Source organism: Vibrio sp. Vb1127 (assembly GCF_033338735.1).
Lineage (GTDB): Bacteria > Pseudomonadota > Gammaproteobacteria > Enterobacterales > Vibrionaceae > Vibrio > Vibrio alginolyticus.
Window position 1 is genome coordinate 447349 of sequence record NZ_JAWOTF010000001.1, and the last position, 24065, is coordinate 471413.

General features: G+C 44.1%; 14 protein-coding genes. 2 read left to right on the plus strand and 12 right to left on the minus strand.

Annotated features, from left to right (window positions below; translation table 11 throughout):
- The 9 genes from tssB to R7H07_RS02005 all read right to left on the minus strand — a co-directional run bounded on the left by tssB (position 1) and on the right by R7H07_RS02005 (position 10811).
- Positions 1-507: a type VI secretion system contractile sheath small subunit gene (gene tssB / locus R7H07_RS01965; protein ID WP_005373381.1), complete on the minus strand. Its 507-nt coding sequence runs from the start codon at positions 505-507 to the stop codon at positions 1-3.
- A gap of 26 nt (positions 508-533) precedes the next feature.
- A complete protein-coding gene (tssA, locus tag R7H07_RS01970; RefSeq protein ID WP_149192103.1) occupies positions 534-2108 on the minus strand; it encodes a type VI secretion system protein TssA in 1575 nt (524 codons plus the stop codon).
- Positions 2095-4095, minus strand: a complete 2001-nt coding sequence (locus R7H07_RS01975) for a serine/threonine protein kinase (protein ID WP_193837943.1) — start codon at positions 4093-4095, stop codon at positions 2095-2097. Before R7H07_RS01975 ends, tssA begins: the two co-directional genes overlap by 14 nt.
- A 237-nt stretch (positions 4096-4332) precedes the next feature.
- Complete coding sequence (locus R7H07_RS01980) at positions 4333-5277, minus strand: hypothetical protein (protein ID WP_033906406.1); 945 nt, start codon at positions 5275-5277, stop codon at positions 4333-4335.
- Complete coding sequence (locus tag R7H07_RS01985) at positions 5270-6262, minus strand: DUF2169 domain-containing protein (protein ID WP_170890165.1); 993 nt, start codon at positions 6260-6262, stop codon at positions 5270-5272. The genes R7H07_RS01980 and R7H07_RS01985 overlap by 8 nt, the downstream gene beginning before the upstream one ends.
- Positions 6243-7562: a hypothetical protein gene (locus R7H07_RS01990; RefSeq protein WP_206958776.1), complete on the minus strand. Its 1320-nt coding sequence runs from the start codon at positions 7560-7562 to the stop codon at positions 6243-6245. The genes R7H07_RS01985 and R7H07_RS01990 overlap by 20 nt, the downstream gene beginning before the upstream one ends.
- 94 nt (positions 7563-7656) lie before the next feature.
- Complete coding sequence (locus tag R7H07_RS01995; RefSeq protein ID WP_025767908.1) at positions 7657-8139, minus strand: hypothetical protein; 483 nt, start codon at positions 8137-8139, stop codon at positions 7657-7659.
- Between the two features lie 2 nt (positions 8140-8141).
- Positions 8142-10220 carry a type VI secretion system tip protein VgrG gene (tssI, locus tag R7H07_RS02000; protein WP_206958775.1) on the minus strand — a complete coding sequence of 693 codons (2079 nt, stop codon included), beginning with the start codon at positions 10218-10220 and terminating at the stop codon, positions 8142-8144.
- Positions 10221-10292: 72 nt separating this feature from the next.
- Entirely contained in the window at positions 10293-10811 is a 519-nt protein-coding gene (locus tag R7H07_RS02005; RefSeq protein ID WP_005373415.1) for an Hcp family type VI secretion system effector, read from the minus strand.
- Between the two features lie 456 nt (positions 10812-11267).
- Here R7H07_RS02005 and tssH point away from each other — a divergent pair, with 456 nt between their 5' ends.
- Complete coding sequence (gene tssH, locus R7H07_RS02010; RefSeq protein ID WP_065275620.1) at positions 11268-13946, plus strand: type VI secretion system ATPase TssH; 2679 nt, start codon at positions 11268-11270, stop codon at positions 13944-13946.
- Positions 13933-15564, plus strand: coding sequence for a sigma-54-dependent Fis family transcriptional regulator (locus R7H07_RS02015; protein WP_065275206.1), 1632 nt, complete (start codon positions 13933-13935; stop codon positions 15562-15564). The genes tssH and R7H07_RS02015 overlap by 14 nt, the downstream gene beginning before the upstream one ends.
- Before the next feature lie 104 nt (positions 15565-15668).
- Here the strand turns inward: R7H07_RS02015 and R7H07_RS02020 are convergent, their stop codons facing one another.
- From R7H07_RS02020 to R7H07_RS02030, 3 genes are read right to left on the minus strand one after another with little or no spacing between them, the layout of a single operon-like run.
- Positions 15669-20360: an OmpA family protein gene (locus R7H07_RS02020; RefSeq protein ID WP_065275205.1), complete on the minus strand. Its 4692-nt coding sequence runs from the start codon at positions 20358-20360 to the stop codon at positions 15669-15671.
- Positions 20353-21588: a TolB family protein gene (locus R7H07_RS02025; protein ID WP_054574686.1), complete on the minus strand. Its 1236-nt coding sequence runs from the start codon at positions 21586-21588 to the stop codon at positions 20353-20355. Before R7H07_RS02025 ends, R7H07_RS02020 begins: the two co-directional genes overlap by 8 nt.
- A 1-nt stretch (position 21589) precedes the next feature.
- Entirely contained in the window at positions 21590-23308 is a 1719-nt protein-coding gene (locus R7H07_RS02030) for a hypothetical protein (protein WP_206958774.1), read from the minus strand.
- Positions 23309-24065 lie beyond the last annotated feature (757 nt).

Genomic DNA, 24065 nt, shown 5'->3' on the forward strand with positions numbered 1-24065 from the left:
TTACTCTTCTTTCGCGTCTTGGTCGTTGCCAATGCTTAGTTCATCCAACAGTTTCTTTCTCGCTTCTTCATCTTGAAGAACCGATGCGATCTTCTTACGGAACGCAGGCACGTTTCCTAGAGGACCTTTAAGTGCAACCAAGGCTTCGCGAAGCTCAAGTAGGCTGTTTAGTTCAGGTACACTTTTCGCGATCGCTTCAGGAGAGAAGTCCTTCATGTTTTGGAAGGTCAGATCAACACCAATCTGGCCGCCTTCTTCATCAGAAAGACGGTTTTCAACGTTGACTTTAACGTTTGGAGACATGCCCTCTAGCACTTCGTTAAAGTTGTCTTTGTCGATGTTAATTGGAGTACGTTCTTCAATTGGTGTCTCATCTGCACGCGCAGTAAAGTCGCCAACTACCATCATGCTTAGCGGCAGCTCTACGTCTTCTTGCGTATCGCCAGTTGCTGGAACATAACGGATATTAATTCGCTCTTTAGGAGCCACCGAGCCGTCACGTGACATAATTCGTTCCTTATCTAACTCTTTAATTAGTCGTAAATTGCTTTCCACTCTTCATACTTCTCAGGTAGAAGATCCTTGCTTCCAAATAACCGATGGAGTGTTTTTCGAATTAGGTCTTCTAACTGTGACGATAAGTGGGGTTCCCAGCTCGCGAGATTAAACGCTTTTTGTACTTCCCACCCCTTCTCAAGATACGGCAAACACAACGGGTATAATCCAACAGACTGGTAAGCTGCTATCAATTGTAAATACAGCATGAACTGCCCACGTCCCGAGCTATCCAGCTCAAGTTTGCGGGCAAGCTCTGCGGCACATTCCCCTAGATTTTCTAGAGTGATATCCTCCATTGGCAGCGAGTCTTCCTGCGAAATCACAACCGTTTGAACAACGGGTTGAGAAGTCGAAGAAGTAGTATCTTGAGTCGATAACCAGCTCAAGGTCGCTTCATCTGCAAATGGTATAGAATTCTTAAATGAGAGGTGCTCGATGCCCTCTAGCGATTCAACAAAACGCGTCACTTCTTGTTTCACAGCAAGTGCTGCATCATCAAAGCCCAAGTTATTAAGCATCGAATACACGAAGTAATGGCCCGTCAGCCAAAATGGCGCATCCGTTAATGTGCGCTCCAAACGCTTAATGGTGTCGATGTCGCTTTCTTGGTCAGCTTTATCTCGGTATTCTGCTTGTTGATCGGACGACACTGCCAAGCTCAAAGGCGTTTGATTATTTTGGTGGTCGGGTAGACCATCAATGTCATCCCAAGTCAGATGACGATAAATCCGGTAAGCCAGCGGATCACTTGGGTTCGCATGAAGCATGACTTCCGCAACCTTCTTCAAGGTGCGCTTAGAAGCCGTCGGCGAAGAGAAGTCCGTATCGACATCGACTTCTTTTGCTACCGCTTTCTTAACTGGCGCAGGTTTAGGGGCCGGCGGAACCGCCTTCACCGGTGCGGTTTGCACTTCACTCTGCGCTGGCGTTTCTGCGGCAGCAGGCTGCGTAGCTGGTGCAGGCGCCGCTTGTTCGACGTTAACGACTGCATCATCGCTCTGCTCATCAGCCGCCGCTTGTTGAGATAAAACATTGAGTTGAGTGCGAATCTCAAAGAAATCCGCTTCTGAGTCTTGATAAACCTCGTCGTATTGACGCTGCACTTCTTCAATAGTCGAAATGCAGTTTGATACCAAATCCCATGACTGAGCGCTTTCCGCTAACTTGCTGCTGACCAGTTTAAACTGATGGTTCAACCATTCGACCGCGCCATCTCGACCCCGCTTTCGGGAAGGATACAATTCAACGCCAAAGCGACTTAACGCCTCACTAAGCAGCTTTAGACCTTGCTCAAAGCCTTGCAGACCAAACTCTTCTGTTAGCGCGCGAACGAGGTAACAAATGGCTTTTAAGTCTTTGCTGTGGTGCTCTAGAACTTCGGTCGCGTGCGTTTTTACCACGCTCCAATCTACTGTTTCGCCAAACAAGGAACCGAATTTCTTCACTTCGGACTCCATCATTTCATAGCAAAACTCGTAACGGGCATCGTTTCCCACTGGAGATTCATCAGAAATAGGATTAAGCAGACGGTCGATATCAATGTTGGACAAAATTCACGTCTCCTTCAGTCAAGTAATCTCTCAACGCACGCGCTACCGCAATTGCGCCATTTGCTGGCTTAGATAATCGATGGCTCTGCTCTATCGCATCCGACGCCATGCTATCTAGAATTTTCGTGATTTCCGTAAATTTACTTGGTGCATTCCGTTCTAAATCGGCAAGGGATTCATGTAGCTTTTGTTTGTCGTAAACGGATTGCTCCATCACGGTGCTAAACAAAATAAATTCGCTTCTTGCGACGATTAAATCCTTTATTTTTTTGTCTAGTTCTGGCGTATTACCGAAGTAGGCTTTGGCTAATTCAGCTTCTTCAATTGCTTTGGTGTAAAAGTGCGCCTCTGCATGTTTATCGATGGAGTCATTAATATTTTCCATCACAGCCTTTGGTAAGATTTGGTTGTAGAAATAGGCTTGTGACTGGTTTAACAACCATGCCTCTTTCATTTCATTTTCTGCGAGCTTAGCTTCACCATCTAAAATTAAGCGAGCAATCTGCTTATCTCGACTGCCAGCTATGGCAGATACTTTCATGGAATCGATAGACGCGACATTTAACCCAGACATCACTTTAGTCAACGCCTCATCCGCATATGGAAACAGAGCACCGTCACGAACAAGGGTTTCTCGCAAGGTGACAAGCTCCTTACGTAATTCGACTAATGCCATTGGTAAGCCATCCGCTAACGATTGATACGACGTTAACTGAGCCTGTTTTTCTTCATATAAATTCGAGAGGCTTAACTGCTGAGCTTGATATGCTGTTCGATAAGCTTCTGTCATATCAATACTCTGAGTAGCTTGAGACAATTCTTCTTTGATTTTCCATGGAGGCTGAGCCAAAAAAGAAGCCGTTTCAGAGGGCGTAATAACGTGAGTTACAGTAGTGACACCTCGGGAAAAAATGGCATCCAATTGATCTTTATTCTGTTGATACAAATAACTTCCTGCTGTTGCCAGCACACTCAACACTAAGCTCGCCTCTAATATTTTAAAGCGACCATACGCCGTTTTATCATTTGGCTTACAGTGTGTAAGCAGCAAGTCCGCGTTACGCAAGCTACTGAAAATTGGTGCGTTAGAATTTGAGCTAATTGATTGCGTATCGATTCGCGCTAACTGTTGAGCAAAAGAAATAGCGGTATAGCCATGCCCTCTTGGTTTGTTGATGACTTCTTTCAGCAATTTCCAAATATGAGCCGGGATCAAAGCCGGACGCTTTCGATCTTTTAACTGCTTATTCCAAGCATCACCAAATATTGATCCTAAAAATAGGTGTCCAGCGAGCAAAGCGAGAGAGTAAACATCATCTTGCGGTTCCGCGATGCCAGTTTCTATATAAAGAGGGGAAGCGTAGCTCAAGCTTGCTTCTGCGTAAGGTTCTGTCTCTCCAATGTAACGAGCAGCGCCGAAATCAATGAGCTTAACGTAATCGCCTTCACTCACTAATACGTTAGATGGTTTAATATCAAGATGGCAGATACCTCTTGTATGCATAAACTCTAGAGCGCCAGCGAGTTGATACACCAACCAAGCGATGTGGTCGTGGCGGAAGCCTTTAGAAGAATGACGCTCCATTTTTTCTGCCAGTGATTCACCTTGGATCCACTCGTACATCAAATATGGGCGTTCGAATTCGTTGCCGATTTTTACAAAGTTAGCCACGCTAGGGTGTTGAGAAAGCTCCAGCCTGCTCGCTTCGTTAATCAACATTTTGCTCGCAAATTCTGGCGAGTCATCATTGATAACTTTGCAACAGATTTGCTTCTCTGGCTGCCCTTTTTTTGCAAGATGGTAAACCGTTGTCTTACCATTTCTAGAAGGAAGCTTGTCTAATACATCAAACTGTGAAAAAAGCACGTACTCAAGCTTCGGCTTATTTTTTTCTGCTAGCCTTTGCTCATTCAGTTTCTTTTTCTCAATAGCTTTAACAACCAACTGATCGATATATCCTTTGGCTGTACTCTGATTATTAGACACTTAGTACTCTTTCATAGAATAAATATTATTAGAGTTGAATAATATTTTCTTGAACGTACTTGTATCAAGGTTGGTATTTAAAACAAACAGTAAGCCTATTATTTTAGTTATTATTACTAACTTATTAGACCTTTTTACTTACGCTTTCACTGCATGAGTTATACGCTTTTTCGTGTTACAAACTTCAACCTAATAATATGAGTATATTTTCATTGCTATTTGATCGATGAGTGCCCACTAACATTGCAGTAATTGGAGAACTCCTTTGTCACCATGAAAGTCGAACATTAACAACGTAGTTGGTTGCTTAAAGTGGTGCTCTCTGACCGCAAAGGCAATTAAAGCGAGAGAAGAACAACTGCCCATCGTGCCCCACAACTCATTGATAAGCTGCGGTTGTTCTGGGTTCGTGAATCGTTCTGCTTTCGCCCCCAGAGCAAAACCGTAATCTTCCGAATGCATGCGCAGGTTCGTCATATCGGAATACACTTCACCAAATGAATCAAGCTTTTTACTCGCACGTTGAACAAGTCGAAACATGCCTCTTCGGTCTGAAGTGTTTAATTCCGTATCAATGTAGCCAAGCTGCGCTTGAGGCTTAAGTTTCAATGTTTCTACGGTGTTTTTTCGACAAAGAATTAAACCCGCCCCACCCTCGCTCGGAATAACGCCCCATGGATTATTGGTACTCATTACCATCGCATCGTCGATGAGTGTTTGCATCGAACTCACCAAGGAATCGACACTGATACACATCATAGCATCATATTTATCCAATGATTTCATGGCCTGGAGAACGAAACTGGGCCCACTGGCATGAACAGCATTCACCACAGAGAGAAATTCAGCATAGTTACTTTCACCAAGCCATTCTTGCACCTTTACTAGTGAAACAGACGCAGGCACCGCTATAAGCAAAGGTATTGGTCTCAATGAACGTGGTAACTGTGCTAATAATGAATCAAGCAAGTGGGTGATTAACTCACACGTTTTTTCAAACTGCTCACTTTCTTTGGTGTATTCGATTTTGGCGTAAGTAAAACGCTCGATACCATCATCCCCTACACATTGGTCGAATCTTCCTAAATCAGCATACGAAACTGCACTAGCAATATCTAAATTCATACCGGTTGGCGTCATCACTTCCATCCCTAGCACGTAACGGCCTGTTGAATTATGCATGCTCGCTTACCTCTTCCAACTTAGTGATGGATGTCGACACCAACAAATGCTCCTTGCCCTGACAAGGAAACGCAGCGGTGTAACTGATTGATATAGTTTTCTTTTCCGCATCAACGAATAAGGTGTACATCGCCATATCAGCTTGATAACTTTGATCTTTGAACGTCGCGATCGCACGGTATTTTTCTTTAGGAATTCGAAATGAAAGCGTGTCATCATGACAAAAGCCACTCATCATCAAACGCTCCCCCCCACGAAGAAAGCCTTTGCACTGTTGATCAATAGGCGCGCTTTGGAAGAACCGCTTATCAAAATCGAGTGGCAACATTGGCTTGCGATTCTCAATCCAATCGTCATCGAACGTGCCGGCCAGCTTCTGGCGCGACTCAAAGAACGGAGGGACTGGCCCGAACCCCGCAACGCGTAGTTTTTTCGCGGCGGCACTCCAGTCTTCACGAGGATAAAAAACCGAAGGTGCTTTCTGTTCAAGCAATTCTTTGTTGGAATCGGCAACACCACCGCCTATTCGGTTACGTAAATCACCGCCTACCGCGCAAGTGTAATCAATGTCTTTTTCAATAAATGGAACTGGATTGCTCAGCGTGATACTGCCAGCATGCTCAACCCATACGCGTTCCCCGTGAATAGCGAGAGTCTTATCGATATGACCATCAATCAGCACACGACACTCTTGGTATGTCACTGGCTTTTTCGCGTAGCTGCGCGCTTTGCCGTAAACAAGTACATCTGTGTTGTCTTTGGTATACGCGAACTCGTGGTCAACTTTCATCGCAGAGAAGCCTTCTTCGCCCAAGTATCGGGGATCATCGAAGATTTCACTTTCACCTAATTCGTGCCAAACCACACCATCGAATTGCCATGTGCGTTTGGCGACCACAACCCACACTTCATCGCCGTTTTCGTCACGTTGAAAACGACCTTTAAGTGATAGCTCAGGGTGCGCCTCAATATCCCATAACTGCATTGCTATTCCTTAAGTTGAATCGTTCGCTCGCAGAAGGTGCGGCCTTTAAATTGTTAAAGTTCCAGTCTTGTTGATGAATCGGCATTGCCATATCCCAAGGCACGTAGGCTCTGGATTGAATACAGAGTTGACGCCATAGCCAATCGCGGAACAGCACATCAACGTTAGAATCTTGCATCGCAGCTAACGTAGACTCGAAGCTCAATGCGTAACCCAAGCGGCTTGGTAGATTTTGGATATATTTTTCGTCTTCCACCCACTCATTGAGCAGATCGACGATCTCTTCCCATTCATACTCGACACCAACATCTTGCGGAGTCAGAGGAAGAAGCTTTCCGTAGACGACATACAAAGCTTGAAGCCAAATTTCACCCTCAGCTTCCTCCAGACTTTCCAAGTGCTCGATGATTTGGGGCACCAGTTTCCAATCACCACTCAGCGCAAAATCAACAGGTGCTAATGAAGAAGAGATATCAAACGCCTCAAACTCTTTTAACTCAAGCAACTTGGCGTAAGTGAGCACTTGCGCTGATGGTAATCTATTTGGTTCGATGCCAAAGCACTGACGGAACCAAGTGCCTCTGTCACGTTTGGTAATCAAACGTTCAAATAGATATTGTTCGCTGCCTGCATTGTCATTGAGCCAATCAATCCCCTCTTTCACGTCTTGTAAAGCGAGCAGTGGCAAAGCAACATGAGAGCTAATGATGCTGGCTTTGTGCCAGCGCTTGATGAGAGAAACACTTAATGTTTGACGTACACGTAAGCATTCAAAGTAAAACGCACTGGATGTCGCATTACCCTCAATAAGCTCCGAAAGCGTGCTATCCATAGATTCAACCGGAGATTGTACGGCAATGACCATTGCGGTTTTAGCGTCAATATCTTCGAGTAAACTCAATCCGCACAAAAGGTTATCCAACTCTGAGCCCAACTCGCCCTGTAGCATCAGCCAGCTGTAGATTTCTGGCTCCTGGCCTCTTAACTGATGAATCAACCCCGGTGCTAGCCGATAAAACGACAAGTACACCTGCTTCAGTTCTTCAATTTGGCGTTCGATCAGCTTGAGATACGCCAACTCACGACTTGGATAACCCCTTTTGTGAATTTGAACTCGCTGCCTGATTAAAAACCCGATACTTTCAGAAGCAATGGACAGCTTTTCATTACAGAAATCCAGCCATGTTACTGGCAACTGGGAAAGGTCATTCACAGCGCGATCAGCTTTTGCTAACGCGCCTTCGACTTCTTGATTGGTTATGGGTGCCTTTAGGTGCTCGACACCGATTCTTTGTCGCATCTAGTTATCCGTTATTAGCGTGCCATAACGCGATTGCAATTAGTTAATACAAAGTAATTAGCTAACTCGACGTAAATTAGCTAATGCTAGGTAATTAGTTAATTGCGATCGTTCCGCCTTGAATTTTTTGTGCTTTTTCTGCTTGAGAAGTGACGTACTTCGCTTTAGTGGTAATTCGTCCATCGCGCCCGCTATAGCGAGTTTCTGTCTCACCACTTTTGACTACCAACTCTTGTTCTGTCTCGATAACCATCTTCTTCGCTCGCAATACAAACTCGTCAGAGTCATCCAGAATGGAGAAGAAAATGTCCGTCACAAGAGGCAAGCTTAAGTCGTCGTTCAAAAATTCAACTCGACAACTTAATCGATTATCGATAGCCATTTGCAGCTCAGAACGACGAAAGCCACGTCCTAGTCTCGCAGTGAGTGGCTGCTTAAATGGGTTACCATCAAAATCAACTCGCACACTGCCCGTAGACTCATTGATAGCCACTATTCTTCCAAAACGCGAAAAGCAAGCCGTTGATTCGGCTTGCTGCTCTGATATTACTTCTGTTGTAAGAGGTTGTTTTTCCATTGTTAGTTAACCACTACGTTGCCACCTTTCACGACGACTTTGTCACTGCCTTCGATCGTAATAGCCGAGCCTGATAACTTTATTGAACCATCACTGTTCATCACTAAAGAGGAACCACCCGTTTTCAATACAATCTTGTCGCCACTGATAATTTGCGTTGCACCATCAGCTTTATAAGCGGTGTTCCCTTTCACTGATACCGTTAAGTTGCCACCAACCGTCTGGTTATCATCCGCACCAATATCTGAACTCTTAGACGCACCGATAGTAAGGTTACTGTTTTCGCCAATATCTAAGTCATCATTTTTACCGATCTTAGTCGTACGGTTATCACCAATTTCTAAGTCAGAATTGTTTTTCACATACTGGGCTTCGTTCGCGTTGTATGTGACGGTAACGTCTTGCTCGACTGTCTCGGTAAACGTACTGTTTACTTGTGTCGTTTTATGTCCATGAATGGTTTCTTTATGGTCACCATGAACTTCATTCGTTTGGTGACGTGCAACCTTCAAGAATTCATCTTGACCGATATCACGGTAACGGTTGTTGAGCACCTTGGTCGACATGTCTTTTTGAGCGTGAATATAGACTTCTTCTTGGTTCGCTTCGTCTTCAAAACTCAACTCGTTGTAACCTGTTCCTTTGTGCGTTTGCGTGCGGAACGTGGTACGAGTTTTGTTTTCTGGCAAAGAGTACGGTGGGAAATGCAAACCGTTGTAAACTGCGCCCGTAACTAACGGACGATCTGGATCGCCCTCAAGGAAAGTCACTACGACTTCATGGCCAATACGCGGCAAATAAACTGCGCCCCATGTTGGCGCCGCCATGGATTGGCTTACACGAATCCAACAGCTTGAATGTTCGTTGTTATCACCGTAGCGATCCCAATGGAACTGTACTTTCACTCGACCAAGCTTGTCGGTGTAAATCTCTTCACCTTCTGGTCCTACAACGACCGCCGTTTGAGGGCCATCCACTACTGGTGCTGCTAGTTTAGGCGCTTTAAAAACCACATCACGTGGAACACATGAGAACTGGTTGTAGTAAGTGGTTGGCATACCACTCGCTTCATCTTCATGCACTTGCGGATCTTGACCTGTGTGCATTACAGACAACATGAGGTAATCGCGGTTAATCTCAGAACGCGGGTGGTCACTGACGTTAAAGCTGTAACCAGATGCTAAGCGCATTACGTCACTCGTTGCTTCCACTTGTTGATTATCGACTATGTGTTCCGACATCCACTCCGTGGTTCTCACCTGACCCATCAGCGGGTCGACGTATCGTCCAGGATAATCAAACTGCTTGAGATCTTGGTCTAGCTCGCCAGCCTGTGTCATCTCTTGTGGAATTTTAGGGTGTTCGTAGTTGTAATCTGTGTACGTAACCTGTCCCGTTCTAACGCGGTTAACTAACTCGAGATCAGAGATATGCTCGCGATCGGCAACACCGCCACCATCGGCATGATAAACAATCGGCCCAATGTATGAAGCATTTAGTGGCGAGCTTATCAAAGGTGCAATCGCGTCATTACTGTCGACAATGACCATCGTATGATTTGAATCGCTATGGTCAAAGTAATACCACATACCGTGTTCAGCCATCATACGCTGCACGAAGTGCAAGTCAGACTCACGGTATTGCAGAACGTATTCTTTTGGAGGATAAGTACCCGACACTTCAAATCGGTAATCGGTGACTGCCCCATCATCGAGTACTTCTGTGATGATGTCTTGCGCTGACTTTTGCTGGAAAATACGACAATCTTGGCGCTGAGATAAGAACCAAGCTTGAGGAACCAAGACTAATTGATAACGAGAAAAACGACGTCCAGTCCCTAAGTAACGAACTTCATTCACCACGCCGTTGAACACGCGCGCAGCCCCAACACCTTGTCCGTAAAGTGTCAACGTTCCTGCTTTACGTATTAACTCATCGAACGAGATATCTGGATCAAGTGAAAGTAATGAGAGATTGATGTGGAAAGGCTTAGATAACTCTTCATGAACATGAAAGCTCTCAACCCGAAATTCATGCCCACATCCAGGCACTTCAAATTTAAATTCTACGTCATTCACCATATCTTTTACCTGATACAAATAATCGAATTAGGGCCAACAATCGTTGGCCCTGAATCTTTACGCGACGAGCAATTAAGCTTCGCGTGGAGCACGCCAGTCGTCGTTACCCGCAGTACCACAGTTTTCGTGAGTTACTTCGATCGCACGGTAAGTGAACTTAAGCACTTCTTCTGTCACGCGGTCAGCTGTTGCTGCGTCTTGACAGTGGTTCATACGAGTTTGGATATCGACAAGTAGCGCATCAATCAATTTGATTGAGTAGTAGTGCTCTTGTTTACCTTGAACTGAAGTACGGTAGAAGCGGATCACACACTCAGGAAGTTTTTCGCCAGATACTAGTGCGTTGAATAGTAGTGGAGATGAGCGATCTTGAACTTTAGTTACAACAAGTGGACGGTGTACACGTTGACCAGTTGGCTGACCACTTTGTGGATCACGTGGAACTGTTAGCACGTGATCAAGTTCTTGTACTAGGAACTCATCAACATGAGCTTCTTGCCATGTGTTACCTACTGAATCTGCAGAGTAAGTATCTTTAGTAATATGGCCTTGAGTCTCACCTTGGATAGACATATATGCTGGAGTTGGCATCGCTATTTCCTTTTCTAAAATCTGTTTTGTTTAAATCACCAAATCGCTTATCACCGCGACTACTTGGTATAATCAAAGTCCGTGCCAACTTTAAAAATGCAATAAAAACAACAATTTAAATAAATTAAGACATTATTCACCAATATCTTGAGTACAATTTATTGGATAAAAAACCAAAAAGTTGGATTAAGATAATAATAAATTGTTATAACTTTAAAAAGTGAAAATAACCATATAAAACCGTGTAAATAAAGTCATTAAAACTAATAAATCCGACACTTTTACTATCAATTAATTTAGAATAACAACGCCATTAAAATAACCACAAACATTAATGTCACAATAATCATTAAAAATAACCAACAAACGATAGTCAAAATATCTTGATAAAAAAAGAACGCAATCACTTTTAGTATAATAGCTGCTACCTCTTTTCCTCTAAAGAATAAAATGGCTATGATAAATATAAACCTTTCTTCATTAATTCAGCGTCTACACCCGATTGCAAAAGTAGCATTAGAAGACGCCGCTGCACTTGCAGTCTCTGAAAAAGCAAACGAAGTTCAAATTGAGCATTATTTACTGAGTCTATTAGAAAGGCCAAATAGTGATTTTGACGTCTTATTAAGTCATTTTGATTGTTCTGAGAACTTATTAAGACAATCGGTTCGATCCACACTCGACACCAACGCCAAAGGAAATGGCAGCAAACCTGTTTTTTCTGCTTTATTAATCGAATGGTTGCAAGAAAGTTGGCTGGTTTCTTCTTTAGATCTATCCGAAACACAAATCCGCTCTGGTGCCTTACTCCTTACTCTTGTTAGCAACCCTCTCCGTTACGGCCAACATGGTTACGCCTCTATCCTTGAAGCGGTAAACCCTGACAGCCTTAAGCGTAACTTTGCAGAGCTAACAAGCCACTCTATTGAGGCGCAAGTTGCTACTTCAGAGAAAACACAAGCTCGTGAGGATGGCTCAGCACTGAGCAAGTTCACAACCGACTTCACTGGTAAAGCACGCAAAGGCGAAATCGACCCTGTTTTCTGCCGCGACCAAGAAATCCGCCAAATCGTGGACATTCTTGCTCGTCGCCGTAAAAACAACCCTATTGCTGTTGGTGAACCGGGCGTTGGTAAAACCGCAGTAGTAGAAGGTTTGGCACTTAAGATTGTACAAGGTGACGTACCAGACAACCTCAAAGGTGTTGAGCTTTACGGCCTGGACATGGGTCTTCTGCAAGCTGGTGCAAGCGTAAAAGGCGAATTCGAAAAACGCCTAAACGCAGTATTGGATGAAGTGAAAAACTCACCAACTCCAATCATTCTATTCATCGATGAAGCACACACCCTTGTTGGCGGTGGTAACCAAGCAGGCGGCAGCGACGCGGCAAACTTGCTAAAACCAGCCCTAGCGCGTGGTGAAGTGAAAACCATCGCTGCGACAACATGGTCGGAATACAAGAAGTACTTCGAGAAAGATCCTGCTCTTGCGCGTCGTTTCCAATTGGTGAAACTCGACGAACCGTCTCCTGAGCAAGCAGCATTAATCATTCGTGGTCTGCGCCCAACATACGAGAAGTCACACAACGTTTACGTGCGTGACGATGCTATCACTGCTGCGGCAGCACTTTCTGCTCGTTACATCTCTGGTCGTCAACTGCCAGACAAAGCGATCGATGTACTAGATACGGCGTGTGCACGAGTGAACATCAGCCTTAATGCCATTCCTGCTTCTGTAGAGACACTGCAACAAGAACTTGCAGCTCAACAGCGCGAGCTTGAAGCACTTGAGCGTGATGCTCTGCAGCAAACTGGCGACAAGCACAGCCTTGCTAACATTCCAGACCTAAAACTGGCAATGGAAACAACGAAAGAAGCGCTAGCAGAACAAGAAGCGCAATGGCACAAAGAAAAAGAGCAGATCCAAGAGATGATTGCTCTACGCTCTCGTTTGCATGAACTGGTCTTTGGCGAAACAAATGAAGAGGAGCTTGTTGCAGAAGAAGATTCAGAACAAGAGCAAAACGTTTCTCCATATGCAGAAATGGATGAAGAAGCCGTTCGCATTGCAATTTCGGCCTGCCAAGAACAGCTAGATGCAATCCGCAATGGCAACCCACTGGTTCACTTTGAAGTGGGTCCAGATGAAGTTAGCCACGTCATCTCGGACTGGACTGGTATTCCTATGGGTAAGATGCTTCAAGACGAAGCAGAAACCACGCTAAAACTGAAAGAAAGCCTAACACAAAGCATCAAAGGCCAAGAATACGCTATCGATGCACTGTCTGAAGGCATTCAAACTGCGAAAGCTGGTCTAGGTAACCCAGACGCACCGACAGGCGTATTCCTGCTCGTTGGCCCAAGTGGTGTGGGTAAAACCGAAACGGCTCGTGCGATTGCTGATCAAATGTTTGGTGGTGAGCGCTTTATGACGACCATTAACATGTCTGAGTTCCAAGAGAAGCACACGGTATCTCGCCTAATCGGTTCTCCTCCGGGTTACGTAGGTTACGGTGAAGGCGGCATGCTGACAGAAGCGGTTCGTCAACGTCCATATTCTGTTGTTCTTCTTGATGAAGTGGAAAAAGCCGACCCTGAAGTGTTGAACCTGTTCTACCAAGTGTTCGACAAAGGCACGCTGAACGACGGCGAAGGCCGCACAATCGACTTCAAGAACACGCTGATCATCATGACCAGTAACCTTGCGACGCACGAGATTGAATCTTTGGTTCATCAATCCAAAGACATCGATGCAAACATCATCGCAGAAGCTATTCGCCCTACTTTGAACCAACACTTCAAGCCGGCGCTGTTGGCACGTATGTCAGTACTACCATTTGTTCCGCTGTCTGATGAAGCAATGACAGAAATTATTCACCACAAGCTGAACAAAGTTTCTCAGCGTCTACAGAGCCATCACAAGTTGTCTCTGAGCTACGAAGAAAGCTTGGTTGAGTTCGTACTAGGTAACTGTCGCCTTGCTGAAACGGGCGCGCGTAACATCGACGCGGTCATCAACCGTCAGTTGCTGCCGCAACTATCGACTCAGCTATTAGTGCATGACAAGGATGATTCACATACGCAAATCGAAGTGTCTGTCGATGAGCAAGGAACACTAACCTATGCGTTCAGCTAACCATAGCGAACTTAGTAACGCCCTACTTGCGATCAGTCAGTCTTTGGCTGATCGCAGCCAGCTTACCCAAACCTTGGATGCCGTGTTGACCGCTGCGAGACAAATGACCCTCGCAAAGCACGGCATCATTTACGTTTTGGACCAGACTGGGCAGGCGTTGATTCCAAGTACCGCTCACCATAACGATAAAACTATCGTTTCCCACCCTTGGGAAGCATTACAGTTAGACTCAGCCAGTGAGAACGATCCATTCAACTTTGCCATTCGTAATGGTGAAGTGGTGTTGATTAACGAGTTGTATAAGTACAACGGCTATGACTGCGAAAGCATCTATCAAACAGAACAGACACTGGGATTAAAAAGCGAGAACTTACTGGCTTGGCCTTTGATTGATAGCGAAAGCAAAACCATTGGGCTGTTAGTCTTACTCGATTTGAACGTCATCGACAACGAGGCAGCCTTGACGGAGTTTTGTCGAATGGCAGCGAGTAATATTCGCCAAGCCGTTTGGTTAGAGCAATATGGGCAAGTGATTAAAAATCTCAATGCCGACAATCAAGCCCTAGTGCGCGAGAACACTCAGCTCAAAAAACGTACTCAGAAAGCCTATCAAGGTCCTATTGCAGAGAGCGAAGAAATGCTCAATGTCTTGAATCGTCTTGATAAGGTGCTATCTCTTCCTGTCGACGTTCTGTTGCGTGGTGAAACGGGCGCAGGTAAAGAGGTGATCGCGAAATACATTCACGAAAACTCTAACCGTTCAGAACAGCCTTTGATCGTACAAAACTGTGCGGCAATTCCCGAACAGTTGTTAGAGTCTGAACTGTTTGGGCATAAGAAAGGTTCATTCACGGGCGCGGACAAAGACAAAGTCGGTTTGTTTGAAGCAGCCAACGGCGGCACGCTTTTCCTAGATGAAATTGGCGATATGCCAATGCTACTGCAAGCAAAATTGCTGCGTGTGCTACAGGAACGTAAAGTTCGCCCAATCGGCACTAGCAAAGAGATTGAAGTGGACGTTCGCGTTATCGCCGCAACCCACTGTAATCTTATGCAGCAAATCAAAGATGGCGGATTCCGTGCCGATTTGTTCTATCGTTTGAATGTGTTCCCTATTACATTACCACCATTGAGAGCTCGCAAGTCAGACATTATTCCCCTTGCCGAACATTTCGTGCAACACACCACCAACACGCTAGGTTTGCCGCAAGCACCAGGGTTAAGTGCCAACGTACGTAAACAGCTCCTTGCCTACCAATACCCAGGGAACGTGCGTGAGCTTAAGAACATCATTGAGCGCTCGGTGCTACTGTCCGATTTTGAAACTATTACTCACATCGAGTTTGGCGAACAAATCCCAGAAAGTGTGCCAAGTATCGACATGAAAGCAGCTTCATCTACCCCAGAGCAACCTACTTACGAGCAGCAAGCACAAGCGGATTTAGAAGACGTTTCAAAGAGCCTTAAGGACGTTGTCAGCCAATACGAGCGTACAGTAATCATCGATTGCTTAAATGCTTGCAATTGGCACACCAAGAAGGCCGCTGAGCAATTGGCGCTTCCAATGAGCACTCTCAACCATAAGATGAAGAAATACGATATTTCTGCAGCGGGTTAAGCGAGAAGCGAGAAGCGAGAAGCGAGAAGCGAGAAGCGAGAAGCGAGAAATCTTACTTCAGTTTCCATTGATAAGAAAAGAAAAACCGCCCGAAGGCGGTTTTTTTATTTATTGAGAATCGACGCTTCAATGATAGTTGCTAAGTATGGGTCTCTAATCCAAGTTACCAAACGTTCTGTACGCTCTTCAGGTTTCAGTTTTGCCCAGTTGATGTACATATCTTTATCAACTTTATAGCTTGGGTCTTCACAATCAGAAAAATAAGATAACTCATCTACATTTTTGTACTGCCTGCCCAACGACATCTCAAAGCTTTCAAGTTTAAACGGCGTTTTTTCCGCTGTATTACGTTGTACTAGAGAGGACACCTTTAGAACTGCTTCTTGGAATCGACCAGATGTCGAGACAACGGGTCCAAATGGTCGAAGCCCCTTGATTTCTTGCCCGTTCAGCGCTTTAAATGCGAACTCGAAACGAGACGCGTAGACCACCTTACCATCGAAATCTTCATCCATGTCTATGTTGGATAGAGCCTCAGAGACAAAATCTGCGTCTATATTTTTGTTAATCACATCGCTGTCATCTAGCGTCCATTTAGAACCGTCTTTCTTTAGTATCCCAATATAAGTAAGGTTACTTAGATACTCAGGACCAGCGGTAGTTTCAGATCCGAATACGGCTTCATTATCAAAAGTAGTAGATAGCTTTAGTGAAACTGGAACACTTTGCCATTCGAGGTTTTGTCCCTCATACGACTCTTTTCTGTGCTTGCCACCAATAAGCATAACTTCCATAGCGAATGACTTATTCGAAGTCCAATCAAAACCTTTGAGCTCATCAGCAGTAGTGAACATACTGTCTTCGTTCATAAACTGTCGTTTATTTCCGTAGTTGACCGCAATCGCACTGTGCTTAATGTCATCGATAACAGGCTTTGTCGGGCCTTTATGAACTTTACTATGTAAGACAAAATCTAGCGTTAACAAATCTTTCTCTGACACACTATTTCCGTTCGCAATAAAGCCCGATTTAGCAGAGAGTGTATAGTTATGGTTTGTATCGACTCCTACAGGAATCTGTCTAGGTGACGTAATAAATCGTCCGACTGTCTTGTCCACTCGTACTGGTAGCTTATAGTTGCTTCCAGATAGAGTGAACTCATAGGTCATATTTTTGAAGCCACCGCTGTTTACATATTCTTTGAGTACATCTTGTTGGGAGTCAATTTTTATCACCTGCCCAAAAATCGGACCGAGAGCAACTTGAGATAAGTATCCGCTATAATCGACTAAATCGTGCTTAGCGATCAAAGGCTTCACTCCAGAGAAGACATCATCGCCAAAGTAAAAATACGGTTCAAACTCACAACCAATAAGGACTTTGCCGTCTGCTTTTTCCGCCTCAAAAAATTCGGCCAACTCACCTTTGGGATCTACACTAAATTCCTCGTGTTTCATCGGCTTGAACATCAAATTAAACTTAGGTCCACTGGTATTAAGTAAACCGTCAGTGCGCTGATAAGACATCTCACACTGAAACACATTTGACGTCATCTGTTTCAGACTTTGTTTGCCTAACACCATTTGCCACTTCAAACGGTGGAAAGGCGATAATCGCACCTTTTTATTTGCTTTTAATCGTACCTTCTCCCACTCATCAAAGGTGACCCATTTAGAGTTGTCATGAGGCTCAGAGACTAATAACCTAACGAACCCTAGGTCCTCTTCTGATAATTTTTTAGACTCAACATTAAACTGTGTCGCAAACTCCACTAAGCCTCGTTGTTGATCGCGATTATAGAGCTTGTCTTGCACTGGAAACGCGACATTAAACGCCCCAGAAACGTCTTTCCTTTTTGGAGCAATATAGTTGGCTTTGTTACGAGTAATGATTTGTTCAGCTATTTCTTCACCGTAACTTTCAACTAATTGCTTGCGTCCCTCACGACGCATGAGTTCTTGGATCCACAAGTTGCACAAGTTTTCTTTTAACTCTGTGTTTAATATCCAACCATCGGTTTCAATATATCGCTGAATGTATTCATCGATAGCTAATATTCGCCACTGTTCTGTGAACTCTTGTTCGCCCTCAGCACAAGCTCTTTGAATCAAAAGCACCAAACCATTAATAGCAAGTGCACGGCGTTGATAGCGCTTAATCAGCTCCTTTGCACCCGTAGCTTTTCCTAAGTGCTCAACTAACGCATCTGATGACGTAAAATACACCTCAGTCAATTGCGTATTAATCTCAGCCAATGAATCAATAATCTCTGTGGTTTCATGGCTAAGTTGTTCAATTGCAGATACGCTTTTTCTAACCTCGTTGTAAGAAGACAAGTAATAATCAAAGAGTGCAGAGTCAAGCAACTGGGCACCACTCATCAGCATTTTTCCGCCTTCTTTGACAACGAAAAAGCCTCTTGCTGCCTGCCCTATTATCGGAACATAGCAAGCCATACCAACGATCATCTCGAAGATAGCTAGCTTGAGCTCTTTTGCAATTGCTTCTTCTCCCAAGTTCGCATTTAACTGAGCTAAACGCGCTTGCTCCATAGCCTTAAAGCCGAGTCGACTCGGTGGAATTCTCGCCGCAAACTCTTGTAGGTAGATTCGAACCTCAACACGTCGGTTAATATTAAGTTGCGCGTTTTCGCGTTTGATTTCGTTGTTTGGTACCTCGACTATCGGTCGACGTTCGCCAAAAAATCGAATGTCACTAACTGAAGAAAAGAACTCAGCAACATGCTGCGCTCGCTGTTGCGAAAGGTTTTGGTTATATTCTGAATCACCGTTTTGACAGGCATGCCCTTCGATTTCAACAACGGCATTTGGAATCTTAGATAATTCTTTATCGACAGCAGCCAAATATGACAAGTGAGGGGCTTGAACCTGATTGTTATCAAAAGGAAAAACCAAGCGTAAACCGGCACCTTTATGGTCTTTAACAAACATTGCACTGTCTTCAGCAACGTCATTCGGAATGCTGTCAGTAAACGTTACATTGTCGCCTAACTTATCTATGATTTGCTTAAGTAGTAATTCCCCGCTCTTCAGACTTTCTTTCCAGACTGGTACCCAGTTCAGATAATCGCGTGATACCTGCTCAAAATAACTTTTCCTGAGTTTAGCTTTCTCTTCTGCTAAGCGTAATTGCTCGCTTTTGTCAGTGATCTCTTTTATCTCATAGAAGGTGTTGATTGCATTGAGCCCTGCACCAGCAAAGGGCGACAAAAAGCTTTTGATACTGCCGTTACCTGTCAACCACGTTCTTGCAGCACTCCCCGCCACAACGTGGGCATTACCATTTCTCGCAGGTTCAATAACCTTGGTAAAGAACTTACTTTTGTCAAACCCCTTCTCTTTGAGGAGCACTTTTAAGCCCACTTGTGCTGCACGCTCGGATTCCGATGCCGCTTGGCGTAAATCTTGAAGAGTTTGGTAAGCTGCTGCGGTAGCCGATACCCCAAATGAAAACTCCAATGCCGAAATCATGGCTGGAGGTAATGCGCCCTTATCTACTTGCCCCCAAAACGTGTTTGCTAAACTTCCAACCACGTCGTGTTTACTGGAGGGATTTTGATGAATATTAATGCCAGCATTAACCAAACTTGGCGTAACTTTTGTACCAATCTCCCACAGCGCAGCACTCATACTGGCAGTCGTTCCGCTATTCTCTAGTTTTTCAAGCTCTCCCATTCGGAAGGCTTGTAGAGCTTTAAACTGCGTAGGAAATTGGTATATCAAAGACTCTTCAAGTGAGATCATGTCGCCCGCAACAACCGCGATCTTACCAAACGGTGTCGTTTGGCTAAGCGTGATGTACTCTCGTAGCTCGTAGGTGACTCTGGAGATAAGTCCAAACTCATCATACTCTTTGGTTACATTAGTGGCAGTCTGGGCAAATTCGGGAATTTTACCTGCTAACTCTCGGTCGAAAACCACTTCAATGGTGTACATGCCATCAGTAAAATCCTCTGACGCCAACGGAAACAACGCGATTGGACGATGCGAACCGCTGATTTTATCAAGTTTAGCCTGCGTTACAGTGTCCTCTTCTTGTAAGCTTTTATGTGTACTCGTTGTCTCGTCGAAACGCTTTACATCAACAATAGCGAGGTCATAATCATCGGTTGAAAACGCTACAGCGAGAAATGAAAAAGTTGGCACGATAAAACCACGAATGGGCTTATCTTCAGGTACAGAGTCATACCATTTGTTATATGTAACTTGCTCATCAGTTAGCGCTTGAGTACCTACTTCATATTTTGGTGCGAGCTGTGAACGCTTTACTTCTGTAACAGCATATTCCACTTTTTTTTCTAGCGAGTTAAGCGTTTGATCACCGCCATACCCCTTTAGCTTTTCTAAGATAGAAGCGAGGTCTGCGCACGCCTTTTTGATTGGGCGAGCCTTACTCTGCGCACCAATCGCCAACTCTGTAAGCATTGACCATTCAGGAAAAGACAGCTTATACGTCTTCTGTGTTAGTTCATGTACGGGCGAACGCAGTGCCAAAACCTGATTGACGTTGGTTTTTGGGTTTTTCTGCGTTGAATCACCGAGTACATGTAAACGGCCTAAATCGTCTGTCGCCCAAAGAGCAGCGCTTTCCTCACCTAAATTTATGGCAATAGGAAGACGTGACATAGGGCGGATATTTTTCAACTCTTCTAATGAGGTCAGATCTTTTTCGATATTAATCGCTCTATATTGAGGGTTCTGTGCATCCCCAATATTAGGAAAATCGACACCGAACAAATAGACATCTGTTGGTAAATACTTAAAGTTATTACTCATCGTTATCTACCTCCAGAAAGCGTCCATAATTAGCATCGGCATTATATAACACTGGTGTTATCGTGTTTTGACCAGATTGAATCACCTTCCATGACTGAGCACCATTTCCATTCATTTCATAACGGAGATCTGGCCCATAACGTCTTATGGTTATTATTGCTGCTCCTCTTTGTGTTTCATTACCGTTGTTACTGATATTGCCCACTTTAGCATAAACGTTCTTTTCATCGCCTTCCTTAGAAAACGCAAGCCACGTTTTTTCTTCAACGTTGATCAACACTTTACGGTACGAGTTTACTGCCCACACGTATTTTCCATTAGGGCTGATGGCAATTTGGCGGTAGATACGCTTTTCAATATCGACGGAGTCTTCAAACTCTTTTTCAGGTAAAATCGTGTATAAGCGTTTGAGTGTCTTGGCGTCATAAACTCCCACCCCCAAGCCCGCGGCATTGATTAACTTGCCATCTACAATGACCGTATCTTCAGACAACGGTACATCTACCTCTTCTTTGGTTCCCGTAGCTAGTGTGTATTTAAAACGCTTAAAACCATCTGAGAAATAGATGTAACTAGAGTCGTCCGCCCAGACTAAATATGGCTTGGTGCGCGCACTGCCCAACTGAATGGTCTGTTGCGTTTTTAAGTCAAAGATCGCTTTTATCAGAGGCTCGCCATAACTGTATGCGTATGCCACATAACGATTATTAGGGGAACGGCTCGTCACAAAGGTCTGAGGTGACGCCATACTTGGCATATCATCCGTAACTAAACGTAAATCTGTCCCATCAATTTTCACGCTCCAAATTTTGTAGCCATTTTCGTAATCGTTTACGAGAGGGTCTCGTGAGCTGACATTATTCCACCAAAACTGAATTCGAGGTTTGTCATAAGAGCTCGCATCAGACAAGTCTTCACGAGGCCACTCTTTTGCTCTGCGAACAGCATAGCCTGGTTTTACGGGAAGTGTACCTGGGTATTCAGGCTTGGACAGATCTTCAGAGTAAACAATAAAGTTGTGCTCACTTTGCCATTGGCAGCGTGGTCCGGTTACATCTATGCGATCGAGTGACGTTGTTTCACCGACATCGTAACAAGCCTTCTGAGTAGGTTCTTTTTCTACGGATTGTGTTGTTACCGTATTCGAAGTTTGATTACTTTCTTCACCACAGCCATTTAATAACATAACTGTCGAAAGAAGCGTGATACTTAACGTTGTTCGTTTCATTTTATAATAGTTCCGTGAGTTCAATGTCTTGATAAATAACTGATATTAAGACCGTTTTATCTGAGTTATGAGATCGGCAATGACGAGTGAGATTGACCCTTTTAACTTCTGGTAACCAACCGCTAAACACGACTTCTTTACAATACTCATCCACAAACTCAGCCTCGCGCAAAAAAATCTTTTGGCTCCATGTTTCATCAACACACGCCAGTTGGAAAAAATCATCCGGTTGATCGCACTGAGGGTTACTTTTATATGTGATTACAATGCCTTCACTTGGTGAGTTAACAACAGCGGCAGCAACACCTTGCTCGTTTTGGCTGATGATATTGTAATCTGATTTGCTTGGCGCTTGAGTATCTAGATTCGGCAGCGAAATCACAGGTTCAGAGCTCGCATCAAAGTTGTGAGCGGAAGAATAATCACTGAGGTTAACTTTAACCGCTTTTTCATTATTTCCACTCTTTAATTCATTGAGTTGCTGAGTATTGAGTTGAGTCCGAGAATAGAAGAGAGCAACATCACTTTGTACGCTACCGTTTATTTTGTATGGAAGCCAAATATGAGGCAAAGGAACACCAAGATGCTCTCTCTTTGTTTTACTTCCAGCCTTAAATGGACTCAATTCGGTTTGAAGTAATTCTGTGTATGTTTCGCCTTCGTTGGGCCAACTCGCAACCACTACCTCAACTTCTTCTGCAGTAAGACCAAAAACACGGGCGCAAGCATATTCGTCCAACACACCCTCAAAGACTTTTTTACCGTCTTGGTACAACTGAAACGCTTCCCCGGACAGAAATGCTTCGGAGTCTTCGTCATATAAGCTAATATCGACTGATCTTTGAGGCGAGGACTTAGTGCTTTGGTAGAGTGATAGATCGACATCAGAAAAGCGTCCGTCGTTTTGAACTTGGATTTCTCGCCAAACTTCTGATTGCCAAACGACATAAATATAACCGCGATCGATAGATACATACCCTGAATCACTCTTATGAACTGGAACCACAGGCACCAACACGTTATCCCACTCATCCATTTGAGTTTCTTTATCAACGGGTTGCAGGTCTTCGGCGAGTTTAAGCAAAATTGGCTGAGGCTGGTCAGTGCAAGGGATTTTGATATAGAGCGTTTTGCCCTCAGCTTCGAGATCTTTAAATATCGCGAGGCTGCGGTGTTTGTTTTCTGTATCAGCCTTGCCTACAGTCACTTTTTCTTTTTGAGCTTCGGTTTTTCCCAACATCAAACATGCCGCGTTGCTAGACCACTGCCCTGCAAACTCGACAACGATTTTTTGATCTGGGCTTGGCTCAGAGGGGACATGCGTGTAACTACGAACTAAAGCAACATCGTCGGTAACCTGCTTGTATCCTGCTTTAAAAGCTTTGCTTTCATTCGAAGCAGATACAGAGTCAACGAGTGATTTAAGTCTAGGGAAGCTTTGCAGCTGAGAGTCCGTCAATGGCGAACGACGAGCAACGGTAGATAATGACACCCAATTGCCTTTCCCCAATTCGATTCTTATCGCAGCTAGCAATGCGCTGGTCGTGTTTTTGGCAGAGATGGAAATCTTTTGCGCCAATTCTTTAGGGAGGTTTCTAAGGATGTCATCTGAATTTCGCAAACGCGAAAGCTGTCCTATACACTCGTCCGGTGTAAGAACATAAGATAGCTCGTTGGAGGATAGCTTCGAGCTAGGTATAAATTTGCAAACTAAATGCATTTGAATTCTCCACAACCAACATCGTAAATATGGCTGCGGTGACAATTAAGCTGATAAGGCTTACAAGTACGATTTGGTCTGCGTATCCTACTTACTTAGCCATTTATTTTCAACGAGATAGAAAAATCGCCCGAAATCAAAAACACCAAAAAAATGGCGACTTTTACTATTAAAACATGCGATTTAACCACAATAAAAGCCAGTAACATCACCCACTCTGTCAAAATGGTAAAATCTTACTATCTAAAAAAATTTAATTTATGGACTGAAGTTAACAAAAATTGTAGTCACGTGCGCTTCAGGTAAGCACGAGGAAATTCAGAAGTTTATGAGGTGCCCTCCTCAGCAACAAACAACAAATTGACTGTTACTGAGGAAGTTTAAATAAAAAGGTGAGCGCATTACGCACTCACAAAAGTAACTGCTCTGAAGCTTGCTAGGATTAAATTTGCTTCATCGCGAGTTAAAGAGGCGAGGTATTACCCATCGACCTCATGCAGAACACTATACTCAGAGTATAGAAACGAGCGTAAATATATAATATTTAAAAAGATTTTCAACGCGACACATTCACCACAGCACCTGCCGAGCGACCATCACAATCACTTCATACACACCTAAAAGCAACATTGGCCTAGTTATTATAGTTATTCAGCCTTGTATTAAGACGATTCATTAATTCGAGTAACTTATCAATAAAGGCAATTATTTTGATAAATATCACAAAAAATCCCAAAGAAATAAAGCGAGCTAAACG

Coding starts and splice junctions, on each gene's coding strand:
- R7H07_RS01990 (WP_206958776.1), bottom strand. CDS start 7,562: ATGCGACAAAGAATCGGTGTCGAGCACCTAAAGGCACCCATAACCAAT.
- R7H07_RS02020 (WP_065275205.1), bottom strand. CDS start 20,360: ATGAGTAATAACTTTAAGTATTTACCAACAGATGTCTATTTGTTCGGT.
- R7H07_RS01995 (WP_025767908.1), bottom strand. CDS start 8,139: ATGGAAAAACAACCTCTTACAACAGAAGTAATATCAGAGCAGCAAGCC.
- R7H07_RS01985 (WP_170890165.1), bottom strand. CDS start 6,262: ATGCAGTTATGGGATATTGAGGCGCACCCTGAGCTATCACTTAAAGGT.
- R7H07_RS02015 (WP_065275206.1), top strand. CDS start 13,933: ATGCGTTCAGCTAACCATAGCGAACTTAGTAACGCCCTACTTGCGATC.
- tssB (WP_005373381.1), bottom strand. CDS start 507: ATGTCACGTGACGGCTCGGTGGCTCCTAAAGAGCGAATTAATATCCGT.
- R7H07_RS01980 (WP_033906406.1), bottom strand. CDS start 5,277: ATGCATAATTCAACAGGCCGTTACGTGCTAGGGATGGAAGTGATGACG.
- tssI (WP_206958775.1), bottom strand. CDS start 10,220: ATGGTGAATGACGTAGAATTTAAATTTGAAGTGCCTGGATGTGGGCAT.
- R7H07_RS02025 (WP_054574686.1), bottom strand. CDS start 21,588: ATGAAACGAACAACGTTAAGTATCACGCTTCTTTCGACAGTTATGTTA.
- R7H07_RS02030 (WP_206958774.1), bottom strand. CDS start 23,308: ATGCATTTAGTTTGCAAATTTATACCTAGCTCGAAGCTATCCTCCAAC.
- R7H07_RS02005 (WP_005373415.1), bottom strand. CDS start 10,811: ATGCCAACTCCAGCATATATGTCTATCCAAGGTGAGACTCAAGGCCAT.
- tssH (WP_065275620.1), top strand. CDS start 11,268: ATGATAAATATAAACCTTTCTTCATTAATTCAGCGTCTACACCCGATT.